Source organism: Microcoleus anatoxicus (assembly GCF_042465725.1).
Taxonomy (GTDB): domain Bacteria; phylum Cyanobacteriota; class Cyanobacteriia; order Cyanobacteriales; family Microcoleaceae; genus Microcoleus; species Microcoleus anatoxicus.
This window is the reverse complement of record NZ_CP120853.1, coordinates 298,205-313,830: the sequence shown is the minus strand read 5'-3', so window position 1 is coordinate 313,830 and position 15,626 is coordinate 298,205. Positions and strand designations below refer to the sequence as shown.

The 15,626-nt window shown below is 45.5% G+C and carries 14 protein-coding genes; 10 read left to right on the top strand and 4 right to left on the bottom strand.

Annotated elements, in window-relative coordinates:
* Window positions 1-29: 29 nt before the first annotated feature.
* Both P2A85_RS01365 and P2A85_RS01360 read right to left on the bottom strand, forming a co-directional pair.
* Window positions 30-1,232 carry an efflux RND transporter periplasmic adaptor subunit gene (locus tag P2A85_RS01365; protein ID WP_377477141.1) on the bottom strand — a complete coding sequence of 401 codons (1,203 nt, stop codon included), beginning with the start codon at window positions 1,230-1,232 and terminating at the stop codon, window positions 30-32.
* Window positions 1,165-1,758, bottom strand: coding sequence for a hypothetical protein (locus P2A85_RS01360; protein ID WP_377477140.1), 594 nt, complete (start codon window positions 1,756-1,758; stop codon window positions 1,165-1,167). Before P2A85_RS01360 ends, P2A85_RS01365 begins: the two co-directional genes overlap by 68 nt.
* Window positions 1,759-2,224: 466 nt before the next feature.
* Between P2A85_RS01360 and P2A85_RS01355 the strand changes: the two genes are divergently transcribed.
* The 3 genes from P2A85_RS01355 to P2A85_RS01345 are packed head-to-tail and all read left to right on the top strand — an operon-like array spanning window position 2,225 to window position 4,128.
* The gene (locus tag P2A85_RS01355) at window positions 2,225-2,707 is read left to right on the top strand and encodes a hypothetical protein (protein WP_377477139.1); all 483 of its coding nucleotides are present in this window, start codon (window positions 2,225-2,227) and stop codon (window positions 2,705-2,707) included.
* The gene (locus tag P2A85_RS01350) at window positions 2,667-3,431 is read left to right on the top strand and encodes a sensor histidine kinase (protein ID WP_377477138.1); all 765 of its coding nucleotides are present in this window, start codon (window positions 2,667-2,669) and stop codon (window positions 3,429-3,431) included. Before P2A85_RS01355 ends, P2A85_RS01350 begins: the two co-directional genes overlap by 41 nt.
* A gap of 46 nt (window positions 3,432-3,477) precedes the next feature.
* On the top strand, window positions 3,478-4,128 hold the full coding sequence (locus tag P2A85_RS01345) for a response regulator (protein ID WP_377481210.1): 651 nt from the start codon (window positions 3,478-3,480) through the stop codon (window positions 4,126-4,128).
* Here P2A85_RS01345 and P2A85_RS01340 read toward each other — a convergent pair.
* On the bottom strand, window positions 4,102-4,296 hold the full coding sequence (locus P2A85_RS01340; protein ID WP_377477137.1) for a hypothetical protein: 195 nt from the start codon (window positions 4,294-4,296) through the stop codon (window positions 4,102-4,104). The two genes, P2A85_RS01345 and P2A85_RS01340, sit on opposite strands and share 27 nt — an antisense overlap.
* A 323-nt stretch (window positions 4,297-4,619) precedes the next feature.
* On the opposite strand from P2A85_RS01340, the gene nfi reads away from it, so the two are divergent.
* From nfi to glcD, 6 genes are all read left to right on the top strand, one after another.
* Window positions 4,620-5,273 carry a deoxyribonuclease V gene (gene nfi, locus P2A85_RS01335; protein WP_377477136.1) on the top strand — a complete coding sequence of 218 codons (654 nt, stop codon included), beginning with the start codon at window positions 4,620-4,622 and terminating at the stop codon, window positions 5,271-5,273.
* Window positions 5,274-5,846: 573 nt separating this feature from the next.
* Window positions 5,847-6,077, top strand: coding sequence for a KGG domain-containing protein (locus P2A85_RS01330; protein WP_340518378.1), 231 nt, complete (start codon window positions 5,847-5,849; stop codon window positions 6,075-6,077).
* 696 nt (window positions 6,078-6,773) lie between these two features.
* Window positions 6,774-7,304 carry an FHA domain-containing protein gene (locus P2A85_RS01325; RefSeq protein WP_377477135.1) on the top strand — a complete coding sequence of 177 codons (531 nt, stop codon included), beginning with the start codon at window positions 6,774-6,776 and terminating at the stop codon, window positions 7,302-7,304.
* Window positions 7,305-7,392: 88 nt separating this feature from the next.
* A complete protein-coding gene (locus P2A85_RS01320) occupies window positions 7,393-9,396 on the top strand; it encodes an FHA domain-containing protein (RefSeq protein WP_377477134.1) in 2,004 nt (667 codons plus the stop codon).
* Window positions 9,397-9,416: 20 nt separating this feature from the next.
* Window positions 9,417-9,845 (top strand): hypothetical protein, encoded by a 429-nt coding sequence (locus P2A85_RS01315; RefSeq protein WP_377477133.1) that lies wholly within the window; start codon window positions 9,417-9,419, stop codon window positions 9,843-9,845.
* Window positions 9,846-10,039: 194 nt separating this feature from the next.
* The gene (gene glcD / locus P2A85_RS01310; protein WP_377477132.1) at window positions 10,040-11,524 is read left to right on the top strand and encodes a glycolate oxidase subunit GlcD; all 1,485 of its coding nucleotides are present in this window, start codon (window positions 10,040-10,042) and stop codon (window positions 11,522-11,524) included.
* A 227-nt stretch (window positions 11,525-11,751) separates the two neighbouring features.
* Here glcD and P2A85_RS01305 read toward each other — a convergent pair whose 3' ends face one another.
* The gene (locus tag P2A85_RS01305) at window positions 11,752-13,668 is read right to left on the bottom strand and encodes a PAS domain S-box protein (RefSeq protein WP_377477131.1); all 1,917 of its coding nucleotides are present in this window, start codon (window positions 13,666-13,668) and stop codon (window positions 11,752-11,754) included.
* Between the two features lie 405 nt (window positions 13,669-14,073).
* Here P2A85_RS01305 and purH point away from each other — a divergent pair, with 405 nt between their 5' ends.
* Complete coding sequence (gene purH, locus P2A85_RS01300; protein WP_377477130.1) at window positions 14,074-15,618, top strand: bifunctional phosphoribosylaminoimidazolecarboxamide formyltransferase/IMP cyclohydrolase; 1,545 nt, start codon at window positions 14,074-14,076, stop codon at window positions 15,616-15,618.
* Window positions 15,619-15,626: the final 8 nt, after the last annotated feature.

Below are 15,626 nucleotides of genomic sequence, written 5' to 3'. Positions count from 1 at the left end.
AGAGGGTTTGCAAGTCGGGTTTGCTATTGTTATGGCTGTTTTTCTGTATTTGAGTTGCTGTCTGGTGCGGAATTTGAGTTGTTTCTATTTTGACGGTTTCTTCCAGATTTACGAGCCGGATTTCCGGTCGAAGTAGAGTTATTTACCGCATTAGTTTGGTCTGGGTTTGAGTTGGATTTTTCCGGGGTTTGGGAGTCGCTGTTTGGTGCAGAATTTGAGTTGTTTCGGGTTTTGATGCTAATTTTGCTGCCGGAAATGAGGTTTGCTTGTCCGTCGATAACTACTCGATCGCCTGGTTTGATTCCTTTGCGAATCGCGTCGAGTCCGTTGATGCTAGGGCCGATGGTTACGGGCTGGTTTTCTACTGTCATGTCGGGTTTGACAACGAAGACAAATTGACCGTTGGGGCCGTTCTGCACTGCGCGATCGGGTATGACTGTGGCATTTGGTTCTTGGGTCAAAGTCAGGGTGGCATTTACGTATTGTCCGGGAAATAGTTTTCCTTCGGTATTGTCAAATTCGCCGCTGAGTTGAATTGTCCCGGTAGTTGTATCTACTGTATTGTTCACAAAGCTTAAAGCACCTTTAATGGGATGATTTATATTGTTTGGAAAGTTGATATCTACTGGTAGTTTGCCATTTTGGGCGTATTTTTGTACTTCGGATAAATTTGTTTCTGGAACCGAAAATACTACTTGGATCGGGTTAATTTGAGAAATTTTGACGAGGGCCGTATTGTTGCTGGGCTGTACTACGTTGCCTTCTGTGACTAAGATATCTCCCGCCAAACCGGCCATTGGGGCGTAAATTTTGGTATAGGACAAGAGGGCTTCGGCATTTTTGAGCGATCCTTCATCGGCTTTGACTACGGCTTCGGCATTCTGAATCGCGGCCAAATCGCCTTTTACTACAGCTTCGGCATTCTGAATGGCCACAGCGTCGCCTCTGACTACTGCTTGGGCGCTTTCAATTGCCATGCGATCGCCCTTCACCACTGCCTCGGCATTCTGAATGGCCACGCGATCGCCCGCTACCACTGCTTGAGCGCTTTGAATGGCTTCTTGGTCTACTTGCAGGGTTGCAGCAGATGTCTGGGTGCTGGTAGCGTATTGTTGTGCTTGATCCTGGCTGATGGCGCCTTCTTTGTACAAACCGCTGTAACGGTTATTCTGTGCCTGGGCGTACTGTGAAGAGGCTCGATCTTTGGTGAGAGTTGCTTCTGCTTGCCGCACTAATCCGGTGTCCTTTGTTTACTTTCTGTCCTTTCTGGAAATGGACGGCGGTAATTCTACCGCTGGCTTGGGGTGTGACGGAAACGGTATTTTGGGCTTGGACGCTGCCGATCGCTTGCAACTGTATTGGTACTGTTTTCTGAACTGCTTCTGCTACCGCTACAGGCGTTATTTGCGCACCTTTCCCCCCCAGCCGATCGGGTTTTTGTGATGGGGCTTTTGCTCGCAATCCCACCACCACCACCCCAGCTACCAGGATTCCGCCCAGCAGCACCATACCAATTCGCCTCGCCGAAAAACCCCGGCGGCCCGTTAGCGAAGCCCTCGAAGAGGATCGCCCAGTTTCGCTGTCTGCAATCTGGCGATCGTCCGCCTCAGTCAAATTGCCGTCTAGCGGGGGTTGGCTGTCGATTTGAGGCGGATTGTTTTCTACCTGCGGTGGGGATGCCGTTTGGGTCAAATTGCCTTCTAGCTCTGGCTTTTTGTCGGCCTGGGCGATATGGCCGTTGAGGGTTTCGCGAGTCATAAAAATTTGCCATTGATTCTAGCTTGTGAGCCCATCGTACAAAGGAGCGATCGGTCTTGGCATCGAACAGAAGTCATGACTTGACTGGTACAAAACTACTGAAGCGATGTGACTTTTTTCCTATGGGGGCTGGCTCAAATTAGTAGGAATGCTTCTAGGGCGATCGTCCAGCAATTTGTTAGACAGGAAGTAGTCAGTTGGCAGTTGTCAGTTGTCAGTTGTTAGTTGGCAGTTGGCAGTAGTCATTGGTTATTGGTTATTGGTTATTGGTATCCACTCAAAAATAACTAATGACAAATAACAACCGCCAACAGTCAACACTCAACAATCCGAAGTAGCAATGCCCTATTCCCAATGCCCTATTCCCAATGCCCTATTCCCATCTAAAATATAAAATCCCATGACCATCTCTAAAATTATAAAAATACCAGCATTCTCGTCACTCTGGGATCTGGTTTGGGAACCTATGATGAATCGCCCGAACTACGAATCGTTTCCGCTGCTACTTTACTTAGAATGGCTGCTGCTAGGTACTGTCGCCTTGATGGAAATACTGCTGCCGTTCCAGTTATCTTGGTCGCTGTTGGTGCGAATGCTGGCGATCGCCCTTTTTGGTGCGATGAGTTTCATACTGCCCATAGGTTCAGTTTTGAAAAAATCTCTGTATACTGCTTTAGAATTTGGCTTGATTTTTTTACTCGCTAGTCAAGACAACTTATCGCCGCGATCGATCTTTCTGCTGTCCCTAGTCTTAGTATTGCGAAATTGCGTAGTATTTCGGCAAACCGGACAGTGGATTGTTCTGAGTTTAGCCTTAATTTTCTTTGGTACGCTATTTTTATCTCGACCCATCGCTCCCCCAGCATATCATCACCACAGTGTGGAATTGGCGGTTAAATTCTGTATTGATGTTTGCGCTGACTTTAGTATTTGCTTTATTATTAGTTAATGCCCTGCTTGCCGAGCGTCAAAGTCGCGAACAGTTAGAAATTGTTCACGCAGAATTAGCGATCGCCCATGACCAACTCAGACAGTACGCCCTGCGAATTGAAAACCAAGCAACTTTGCAAGAACGCAACCGCATCGCCCGTGAAATTCATGACGGACTCGGACACACTTTAGCAGCCCAAACTATTCAAATTAATAACGCTTTGTTATTTTGGGAATCCAGCAGTGAAAAAGCTCTCTCCTTTGTCAAAGCAGCTAAACAGTTAGGGGCGGAAGCTTTATTAGAAGTGCGGCGTTCTGTTTCTGTTTTGCGATCGAATCCGTTGCAAGGAAAATCCCTAGAATCGGCTATCCAAAAATTGCTTGCTGACTTTCAGCAAACTACAGCAATTTCACCATCCTGTACTGTGGATTTATCCCTGTCCCTATCCCCGGAAATCAACACAACTTTGTACCGCATCGTGCAAGAATCGCTGACAAATATTAGCAAACACGCTCTAGCAACGGCTGTTGCTGTGGAAGTTCACCAGCACGGGGGTACAATTCACCTGTCGATCGAGGATAATGGCAGGGGATTTAACCCCAGTCAAAACACTACCGGATTTGGACTTCAAGGAATGCGAGAACGGACTGCTGCACTCGGTGGCGAATTTAATCTTTACAGTCAGCCCAAAGCTGGCTGCCGCATCAGCATTACATTTCCTTTATCAAAACTTTTGCCGTAGCTTTATGCAACGCGATCGGTTCTTTTTTTTTAATACTGAGGATGTGATGATTCTGATTTTATTAGTAGATGACCAGCATATCATTCGCCAAGGACTCAAAAGTATGCTGGAATGCAATGGTGATATGCAAGTAATTGGTGAAGCAGAAAATGGGCAAAGGGCGATCGAACAAATTGCTTCCCTGCAACCGGATATTGTGCTGATGGACATCCGAATGCCTGTCATGGACGGTGTGGCCGCAACTCGCGCCATTTCTCAACAGTATCCCGACACCAAAGTTCTGGTTTTAACAACTTTTGATGACGACGAATACGTTTCCCAAGCCATGCGGCTGGGGGCAAAGGGCTATTTACTTAAAGATACCGAACCAGAGGAATTGGCAATGGCAATTCGAGCTGTTTATAAGGGACACACTCAACTGGGACCGGGATTGTTTGAAAAAGCTTTAGTACCGCCTACAACTGCGACTTCTCCGATAGAATTTTCCCCAGAGTTAGCGCTGCTTACTGCTAGAGAGTTGGAAGTTTTGCGGTTAATTGCTTCGGGAGCAAATAACCGCGAGATTGCGGGAACGCTGTTTTTGTCGGAAAATACGGTCAAGAATTATGTGACTAATATTTTGAGCAGGTTAAATTTGCGCGATCGCACTCAAGCGGCTTTGTTTGCTCAGTCAGTGCGATCGCAACTGGGGAATTGAGAGCTTTGAATAGTTATCTATTTCCCTGGTTGACCTGGTGCCGAAACGCATGATGACTCCGCGTTCCCCAGCACCTACTAGGGCAAAGGGTTTTAAGATCAGGGAGGTAATGACTAGGACAATGCCGCCGGCGATATAGAGACTCAGGTTGTAACGACGCATTTTCATGGGAAACACTATTTGTATAAATTTGTTAATTTGTATTAGGCTATTTAGCCCTTTCCTTAAGATCGTAACTTGCTATTTAGGATATTGCCTTTCATAAATTCATTTATTTGATTCATAAAAGTCATAGGGTTGTGAGTATCTAAAATTACCTTCACAGTCTCAGTAATAAGACTATGACTAAAAAATTAAGGGCTATCCCGATCGCATTCAGGGGGCCAATAAAATTTATTGCCATCAAATATAAAGAAATCAAGTTCAAAAATGCGGCAGAATAGGTTAAAGTTAGATGAGAGCGGTTGAATTGAGGTCACATTGAGGTCTAAATGCAGCAGCAACACCCTTGGCCACAGACAATTGAAGAGGCGATCGCCATTCAAGAACAACTCCGGTCATTGGTAATTACCGAAAACCAAGTGTCAACAGTGCGGTACGTTGCAGGGGTAGATGTGGGCTATCACAGTTCAGATGCGGTTTCGCAGGCTGCTGTAACGGTTCTGAGCTTTCCTGATTTACAGTTACAGCAGCAGGCGACGGCTTGTAGTGTGACTGCTTTCCCTTACGTTCCCGGCTTCCTGTCTTTTCGAGAAGTGCCTGCCGTTCTCCAGGCTTTAGAAAAGCTCGATCGGATGCCAGACTTAATATTGTGCGACGGTCAAGGGTTGGCTCATCCGCGCAGGTTCGGTCTGGCCTGCCATTTGGGAGTTTTGACCTCAATTGCGACCATCGGAGTTGCTAAAACTCGATTTATTGGGGAACATTCAGATGTAGGTTTAGAGCGGGGGAGTTGGCAGCCTTTGCAAGATTGCGGACAAACCGTAGGTGCAGCACTGAGAACTCAAACCGGAGTAAAGCCGATTTATGTTTCGATCGGTCATAAGGTAAACTTAGTAAGTGCGATCGATTACGTGCTGCGCTGCGCCCTGAAATATCGCTTGCCAGAAACAACGCGATCGGCAGACCAGTTAACGTCTGGATAATTGGCTAAGCCGGAAGACATCCACAAAATCAAAAGTAAAAAGACAAAAAAGCATCCCTCTTTGGACTTTTGACTTTTAGTGATTCAGGTGTCGCCTGCTGTCAAAAAATCCTTTGAGTCGAGAAACATTGGGTTTTTGGTTCCATCCTTCTAGCGAAATAAAAAATGACTATACCTGAGAAAGAGGTATCAAAGTCGAGAGATTGTTAGAGTAATTCAAAGACAGTAACTCGGTTAAAGATTGACTCAGGAAACTTACAGCGCCAAATGTGAAAGATTTTTGCTTCACATTGGTAAATTAGGACTTATGCCAGAAAAAACACAAGGAACCGGGTTTTTTAAATCTTGTCGCTGGCTGTAACGATGTTTTTTCGTAAAAAAAACCAGGCTTCTGCATAAGTCCTATAAACTAATGAACCGATCGTCCTTCTGGTGAAACCTATGGTTTAAACTGGTATGATGACGTTTCATAATTTACGGCCTGAAACCCGATCGCTGACTTGGATTACCAACTACAGTGGCAGACTAAGGTGCGATCGATCCAAACAATTAGACAAAAAACAAGGAGACAGTCATGGCTGAGAAAAGCAAACGCGGATTCGCTTCTATGGACGCAGAAAAACAGCGCGCAATTGCTAGCAAAGGCGGAAAAGCTGCCCACGCTAAAGGTACTGCTCACGAATTTACTTCGGAAGAAGCGAGACAAGCAGGTCAAAAAGGTGGCGAAGCTGTCAGCAGAAATCGGGAGCACATGGCTCAAATTGGTCGCGAAGGTGGCCGGAAAAGCCGCAAAACCGAAGCTTAAGTCTGCTAGCAATCCACACACTTAAGGAAATGTGGTTTGAAAGTGGGATGACTCAAGCAATTAGCAAACAGTGTTGGGAGTAAAAAAAATTGCAGGCGCTAACAGCTTGCAAACACCAATTTCTCTCTCGACAAAAGTCAATCCAATAGAAAAAGCCCCCCTGGTGGGGCTTTTTTGTTTGGATAATTATGGGTAATTGACACTCCCCGACCGTCGCGGACGGGGATTCTTGGTTCACAGACATACCTTAAAATTGCCTATCCTTTCGGCATTACTTAAACCAAAAGCCCGTTCTATCGAACCTGTGCTTCGAGCCTAACTTAGACAACCCCAGAGGGTTAATCTCCCCAAGCTTTTTGGATTACTCCTTTGTTTCCGTGTGCCCCACGGTACATTTCAACGATCAAAGTTTTACTTTTCTGGCAAGGGGCTTCGTTAGATGCCGATTCTATGTTTTTCGTGGTGTTCGCCACCCACTAACCATGATTATTTTCCGACCAGTCGTTTGAGCTTGATGCGCACTGTGTATCGGCGGTTATGCTACCTGTAGTATTACCTGATTCTACTTTACTTGAGGATTGATTACCACACCTGAATGAACAACAAATTTGGATAATTAAAGCCGTCCTAAAAGGACGGGGCTTTAGACCCAAATTTCTGGTAAAATTTTTCTCTATCTGAGGAAGCAACAAAATCATGACAAACCAGCTTACTTTAGAATGGACTGAGGCTGGGGTGCGTAAACATCAGACCATTGAAAACGGACAGCCGAGCAAAAATCTGGGAACGGTGAGAATCGGGCGCGACCCCGGTAAATGCGATCTAATTTTGTCCCATCCAACGGTATCGGGACTCCACATCGAAATATTTTTTAATCCCGCATCCCAGGAGTTTGAAGTGCGAAATTTGCGCCCAAGCAATCCGTCACTGGTAGATGGGAAAATTCTCGCCCAAGGGGAGGCAAAATTAAGGTGTGGTAGTCGCATCCGTTTAGGTGAAGTAGAACTGGAGGTGGTTTCGGTATCTGCGACGGAGGTTGGGATTGTGCCGACGGTGTTGCTATGGGAGAAACAGACTCAAGTTTCTGCCCAGCCCACAGTGCCTTCAACCTATGGTTTGCTGTGTCCTAAGTGTGCCCGCACTTCGCCCTATGCTCAATTGAGTGCTGGGTGTCCCTGGTGTGGTACTTCTTTGGCGGCTGCTGCTAGTGTGTTTCTTTCGCCGTGAACGGAAGTTGAAGTCAGCGCATATTAGGGCCTAGACTTAACTTTAAACAATTGCAGATGCTACGATCGCGGATGTTTTAAAAATAGTCATGAATTCTCAACCTTGGCGCCTGCAACTCACTTGGGTAGATACTGTTACCGGGGCTCGGCGCTCCCCCATATTTGACTTACCCATCGCTTTAGGACGAGTTTTTGAAGCTATGCCTGCTAGCATTAATGGCGATCGAGTTTCTCGAATTAGGCTTGGGAGCAGTCAAGTTTCTCGCTTCCACGCCGTGATTGCCTCCGAAGCCGAGAGTATCGTATTAACTGATACTGGCAGTCGCAACGGTACTTTTGTCAATGGGGTGCGCCAAACTCGGTGCGTGCTGGCTAATGGCGATATGCTACAAATAGGACCCTACGCGATCGGCATTTCTTTTGGGGTTAATTCCACAGAAACACCGTCTGTCAATTCTCATATTTTCTTTAACCCCCAGACAAATGACCCCGACTCCACCATGGAGCAGCCTGCGGTGTCGCCATCTTCCCCCACCCTTAGTAGAGGGGAGTTTCCGCCCATGGAATTTTTGCAGGCTTCCGAGGTGACAATCCGATCGCTCCAATCCATGGGAATGCCCGTAGCAGAGATTGATTGGGCAGCCATTGGAGGCGGTTTGGGCAGCTTTATTTGGGTGGATTTGCTGAGAATTTGTGGGGTGAAGAGCGATCGAATTGCGGTTTTGGGCATGGAAAATCAGCCTTACGCCCGCTACCGTCGGTTATGTCTGAATTCTCAAATTCCGCTCCACGAACGGCTTAGATCGAATTCTGACTCTTGTCCAGACAATATTTGGGGTTGGCCTCCCTATGCGCTGCGGGAAGCTGGGCAGGAATTGCTCAAGGGTCACTTGGGGGTGTCCCTGAAGTTGATGTGGCAGGTGTTTGCAGAACCGACTTTTGCTGAAACTTATACGCCTCGCGCGGGGAATGTGTTTGATTCTATTGACAGGGAGGTCGATCGCATTGGCTGGAATCAGATGTTTCGCTATGCTAGGGTGCGGGGAATTCGCAAAACAGATGACGGTAGGTACGCGATCGCTTATTCTAAATCCAATGCCCAGCAACGGGAGCACGCTTTTTTGATCGCCAAATACGTGCATTTAGCCACGGGCTATCCAGCTATTCAATTTTTGCCAGACTTGCAAGCTTATCGCGAAACCACCCAGGATTTTAAGTCCGTGGTGAATGCTTACGAAAACCACGACGATGTTTACAAACAGTTGGAAGCCCGTGGTGGAAGTGTGTTGTTGCGCGGGCGGGGAATTGTGGCTTCGCGGGTGGTGCAGCGACTCTACGAAGCCAGACAACGCAACCAGAATATTCAAGTATTGCATTTGATGCGATCGCCCAAACCTGTTGGCAATACCTTTAATCTCGCACAAAGAAGCGTCGAAAATCACTATGAATTTCAACCTTTCAATTGGCCGAAAGCTTGCTGGGGCGGGGAACTACGGGTGGTGTTGGAAAATGCCCCAGCGGAATTGATGCCCCAGTTGCTGACAGATTGGGGTGGGACTACTACTGCTAGCCGCAGCGACTGGCGACGTATGGTACAAGAGGGTTTGAGTCAAGGATGGTATCAGATTACCTTTGGGGAAGTGGAGCGAGTTGAGCGCGACAGTCGAAACCGCACGGTGACTTATATTCGGGAAAAAGAACTCAAGGGACAAATTCAGTTAGAGGCGGATTTTATTATTGATGCTACGGGTTTGGATGCTAAGGTGAAAACCAGTCCTTTGCTGGAGGATTTGGTGATGCAATACAATCTGCCCTTGAATGGACTGGGACGTTTGAGCGTGCAAAAGGATTTTGAGATGTTCTCCATGCGGAATGCTTCTGGGAGTAAGGGGGATGGGCGGATGTACGCAGCGGGTGCGATTACTTTGGGGGGTCATTATGCGCCGGTGGACAGTTTTTTGGGCTTGCAGTATGCTGGTTTGCGATCGGTGGAAAGTCTCGCCAACGCCAAGGCTCCTGGTGTTCGGAAATTGAGCGTTGTGCGATCGTTAGTACAATGGTTAAAGTGGATTTTCAATCAATCACCAGGCTAAAATTCCCAATCAAAAATCCGATGACTCCTACCTTATTTGGTCGCTGGCAAACTCGAATCTTATTATTTGCAACTGTAGGCGTTTTAGCAACACTGCCTTTTTTTCTGGGTTTAATTGGCTCCCAATCAGGAGCCATATTTTTCTGGATTTTAGCCTATGTAGGCATTTTTGGCATGGGTTGGGATATTTTATATATCTACATTCAACATTTCCGTTGGGACCGAGATTGGCCTGGTGCTTTTCAATTGCTGGCGGGAATTTGGGAAGCAGTTTTTGTGTTATTTTTAATCAAAATTGTCGGTTTACCGGGCATACCTCCGCAGGATTTGGAATTGGGGGCTTTTGGTTTGCACTACAGTTTTGTCTGGCTAGCGATTTATTTGGCTTCCCAAACATTAATGCGGATTTTGTTTCCCTACTGGCGTTTTCGTGGCGGCCAGTGGCTGTGATGATATAGAGCAATCCTTCCAGGATTCGTAAAGTTTTTTACCCCACCCCAACCCTCCCCTTATTAAGGGGAGGGAGTAAGAAATTCACAAATGATTTAGGATTGCTATAGCAACATCGGCAACTGCTATATTTGCACAAAACTCCTAAAATTTGCCACAATATGATTGAGAACTACTCAATTTTATAATCACTAATGATCGCCATAGAAACAGAACGAACAGAACGCAACTGGAAACCCGTTATTCAAGAATTTGAGGCTGTACTGGGCAAAAACGGCGTGGTCAAGCGCCGGGAAGAATTGCTGGTTTATGAGTGCGACGGACTCGCTAGCTACCGCCAGCGACCGGCCTTGGTGGTATTGCCACGAACTACGGAGGAAGTGGCACAGGTGGTCAAAATATGCGATCGCCACTCAATTCCCTGGGTAGCTAGAGGTGCTGGTACGGGGCTTTCTGGCGGTGCTTTACCAGTCGAAAACTGCGTGTTAATTGTCACCGCGCTGATGCGCAAAATCCTGAAAGTAGACTTAGAAAATCACCAAGTAGTCGTACAACCAGGAGTAATTAATAACTGGGTAACTCAAGCAGTTAGCGGTGCCGGTTTCTACTATGCACCAGACCCTTCTAGTCAAATTGTTTGCTCAGTTGGCGGCAACGTTGCCGAAAATTCCGGTGGCGTTCATTGCCTCAAATACGGAGTCACAACTAATCACGTTTTAGGATTAAAATTGGTACTGCCCGATGGTTCCATTGTGGATGTGGGCGGCGAAATTCCTGAGATGCCCGGTTATGATTTAACTGGTGTATTTGTCGGTTCCGAAGGCACTTTGGGTATAGCCACAGAAGTTACTTTGAGAATTCTCAAAGCCCCGGAATCTATTTGCGTTCTTCTGGCTGATTTTTCCAGTATTGAAGCCGCGGGAGAATCGGTTTCAGATATTATCAGCGCTGGCATTATTCCGGGTGGCATGGAAATCATGGATAACATCAGCATCAATGCTGTAGAAGATGTTGTAGCTACAGGCTGCTACCCCCGTGATGCGGCCGCAATTTTGTTAGTAGAAATCGATGGTTTAGAGGTAGAAGTTGCAGCCAATAAACAGCGAATTACTGATATTTGCAAGCAGAATGGAGCGCGGGAAATCACCACAGCCCATGACCCAGAAACCAGGATGAAGATTTGGAAAGGACGGAAAGCCGCTTTTGCCGCCGCAGGTCATTTGAGCCCTGATTATTATGTACAAGATGGTGTGATTCCCCGCACACAAATGGCATTTGTTCTTAAGGAAATTGAGGGTTTAAGTGAAAAATACGGCTACCGGATTGCGAATGTTTTTCATGCGGGAGATGGGAATTTACACCCGCTGATTCTGTACGATAATTCGGTGGAAGGAGCGCTGGAAAAGGTGGAGGAATTGGGCGGAGAAATTCTGAAACTTTGTGTGAAAGTCGGAGGTAGTCTTTCGGGAGAACACGGTATTGGTGCTGATAAAAAGTGTTTTATGCCGGATATGTTTTCGGAGGTAGATTTGGAGACGATGCAGTGGGTACGCGAGGTGTTTAATCCGAAGGGTTTGGCGAATCCGGGAAAGATGTTTCCCACTCCTAAAAGTTGCGGAGAGGCGGCGAGGGCTAAGGTGGAAACTGTGAAGAATTTGGATGGTATTGAGGTGTTTTAATATCAAATCCGTTGACATCGGAATTATTATTTCTCTCTTCTCTTTCTCTGTGTCCTCTGTGTCCTCTGTGGTTTAATAATTCCGATACAACCGGAATTAATATAAGTTGCGACGCTGCTATTGGTAGTGAGGACTTTCGTCCTCTCTCTCGGTGTTGAATTACTCAGGACTAAACTCCTGAGTAAAAACCGCTTTGATTATCGTAATTGTTTTTGGTCTTGCTTGATTTATTGTTTGATAGGGATTCTGATAATAAAGGTTGTTCCTTTCCCTAACTCGGAAATACAATCTAATTCTCCTTGGTGTTTTTCTACTACTATTTGATGGCTAATTGACAAACCCATGCCCGTGCCTTTCCCAATGGGTTTTGTAGTAAAAAAGCTATCAAATATGTGCTGTTTGACTTGTTCGCTCATTCCGGGGCCGCTGTCGGTAATGGTGATTTCTGCAAAATTGGGTGCAGGGAAGCGATCGCCAACCGTATCCATCAATTTTGTGCTAATCTTAATCTGGCTGGGATTGCCTCGGCTTTCTGCTAATCCTCGCTGTTGATTCCAATCATCTAATGCATCGATCGCATTACTGAGAATATTCATAAATACTTGGTTGATTGGCCCCGAAAAACATTCGACAGCGGGTAAATCTCCGTATTCTTTGACGATTTTAATCGGTGGCGTTTCTCCTTTTCCTTTCAAGCGGTGATTGAGAATTAACAGCGTGCTGTCAATTCCTTCATGAAGATTAATCGGTTTCATTTCTGAATTGTCGTTTCGCGAGAAGTTTCGCAGAGATTGGACTATTTGGGAAATGCGCTCAACTCCCACATTCATTGAAGATAGTATTTGCGGTAAGTCTTCAGCTATAAAATCTAGTTCAATCGCCTCTGCTTCTGCTTGAATTTCTGCTGCGGGTTCGGGATATTGCTGCTGGTAAAGTTCGAGAATGTGTAGCAAGTCTTGAGTGTAGTTTTTCAGATGGCCGAGATTGCATGAAATGAAGCTGATGGGGTTATTGATTTCGTGGGCGACACCGGCAATGAGCAATCCCAAACTAGACATTTTGTCACTCTGCACTAATTGGCTATGAGTTTCTTTGACTTCCTGAAGTGCTGCGGCTAATTTAGTAGCTTGTTCTCTACTTTGTGCTTCGGAAATCTGCAAATCTTCCTCAGCTTTTTTGCGTTCTGTGATGTCTCTTTGCACACCAATAAAATGAGTTAGTTTCCCAGTGCGATCGCGCACTGGAGATATGGACAAAGCATTCCAAAAAGCGGTTCCATCTTTCCGATAATTTTTTAAAATTACTTGACATTCACTTTGGGTTTGTAAGGCTTGGCGAATTATTTCTAAGGCTGCTGGATCGGTATCAATTCCCTGCAAAAAACGGCAGTTTTTGCCCAGGATTTCCTGCCTTTGATAGCCTGTGATGCTTTCAAATGCGGGATTGCAATATACTATCGGATGTTCGGGTTTAGTCGCGTCAGAAATCACAATGCCGGTGCTAGTAGCCGCCATAGCCCGATCGTACAACCAGAGAATTTCTTGTGTGCGTTTGCGATCGGTAATATCTCGCAGCGTAGCCAAATAAGCCATTTCGCCTTCCCATTCCGTTTCCACCACCCGCATTTCTACCACAGCATTTTCTTTGTCCTTGCGAATAGCTTTCACTTCTGTTTGCACGACACGCATTCCTGTGCGATCTGTATTTCCAACTTGGGGAATAATATCTGCCTCCATCTCAATATCGCACGCAGAACCTTCTACTACCAAAACACCAAAAAACTCTTTCCCTAAAAGTTCCTCCGCCTTGCAGTTAAACAGTGCTTCTGCTGATGGGTTGACAAAGGCAACAAGTCCTCGTTTATTGACAATTGCCATGCCATCTGCATTTTTTTCGATCGCATTCCTAAACCTCGATTCACTAGCTTTTAAATCTTGCTTTAATTGTTCTATTGCTTTTTCCATCTGCTGCAATTCGCACAAATTAAAACTATACGCTTCTGACATTTGACTAGATACTGAAGTATTTCCTACACTTTTTGAAAGTAGATATTGGGAAGTCAAGTCGCTATTTTTAGGTACTGTGTTTGATAAAATGGCAACGTTATTGCTTGGATTTCCTTGTTCTATATCTTTAGAAAACATCTTTAATACCTCTCATTTTTTAAACTAAATTAACCTTTTGACATTGCTTTCCGCTCAATATTCTTGATAAATACAACAATGTACCATAGATGCTAACACACGGATTCGAGTAATCATCTTTAATTATTATTAAATAAAATTAAGGTGAAATTTTAACTTTGACGGTGTGCTCATTATCTATCATCACTCATTAGCTATTTTCCAGACTATTCAAAAAACTACTCAACATAAATTAATATAGTTTTATGAAGATCTTATGAAGATAAGTAGAAAGCTGAGCAAGCTCAGCTTTACAAGATAAAAATAAAAAATAATCAGAAATTGGTAATGATTAAATTCTAGCGATGCAGCCAAAGTTGATCTAGAATGTAACCTGTCTATTTTTGCGATCGCAACTTCAAACCAATGGCACGTCTAGCACTTCTGAGCGTCTCCAACAAAACCGGGCTAATTGAGTTAGCACGGACTTTAGTAGCAGAATTTGAATTTGACATAATCAGCAGCGGCGGAACAGCAGCGGCTCTCAAAGCAGCAGGAATCCCCGTCACCAAAGTTGCAGAATATACCGGTTCTCCCGAAATTTTGGGAGGGCGAGTCAAAACCCTCCACCCACGCATCCACGGCGGTATTTTAGCACGTAGGGATGTATCAGAAGACCTCACAGATTTAACCGAAAATCAGATTCGCCCCATTGATTTAGTGGTTGTCAATCTGTATCCATTTGAACAGACAATTGCCAAGGATGGAGTTACCCTAGCAGAGGCCATTGAGCAGATAGATATCGGCGGACCAGCCATGCTGAGAGCATCGGCTAAAAACCACGCTCATCTCACAGTTTTGTGCAATCCAGACCAGTACAATACTTATTTAGAAGAACTGCGCCAAAACGGAGGTGCAGCTTCCTTAGAATTTAGGCAAAAATGCGCCCTAGAAACCTTCAAACATACAGCCAACTACGACAGCGCGATCGCCGCTTATCTCAGCAGTCAATACCCTGAAAATTCCTCGCCAATCACCGAGTTTAATGTTTCAGCAAAAGAACTGCAAACTCTGCGCTATGGCGAAAATCCCCACCAAGCCGCAAGCTGGTATCAAAGCGGAATTACACCCACAGGCTGGACGACGAGCACTATCCTACAAGGTAAAGAATTAAGCTACAATAACCTAGTAGATTTAGAAGCAGCAAGGAGACTAATTGTCGAATTTCCCAACAGTCCAGCGGCGGCTATTCTCAAACATACAAATCCCTGTGGTACAGCCTTGGGAACAACTATTTCTGAAGCTTATCAAAAAGCATTTGACACGGATTCAGTATCGGCTTTTGGTGGCATTGTAGCACTAAATCGCCCGATTGATGCAGCTACAGCCACAGCATTAACTCAGACATTTTTAGAATGTGTTGTCGCTCCTGGATGCGAACCGGAAGCCGAAGAAATTATCAAGAAAAAGGCAAAAGTGCGAGTGTTAATTTTGCCAGACTTGACCCAAGGACCTCCGCAAACTGTTAAAATAATTGCTGGTGGTTTGCTGGTGCAAGACTCAGATAATGTAGTAGAAAATACGAGTAAATGGCGCGTAGTTACTGAGAAACAGCCGACAGCACCAGAGTTAGCAGAATTGCTGTTTGCTTGGAAAGTCGCCAAACACGTTAAATCAAATGCGATCGTGGTGACGCGAAATTGCACGACAATCGGTGTTGGTGCGGGACAAATGAATCGTGTCGGTTCGGTGAAACTAGCTTTAGAACAAGCGGGAGAACAAGCCAAAGGAGCAGTTTTAGCTAGCGATGGTTTCTTCCCCTTCGATGATTCGGTAAAAACGGCGGCGGCTGCGGGAATAAGTGCGATCGTCCAACCGGGAGGAAGTATGCGCGATCGAGATTCGATCGACTGCGCCAACCAACTCGGAATCACAATGGTTTTCACCGACGTGCGCCACTTTTTGCATTAATATAGCAA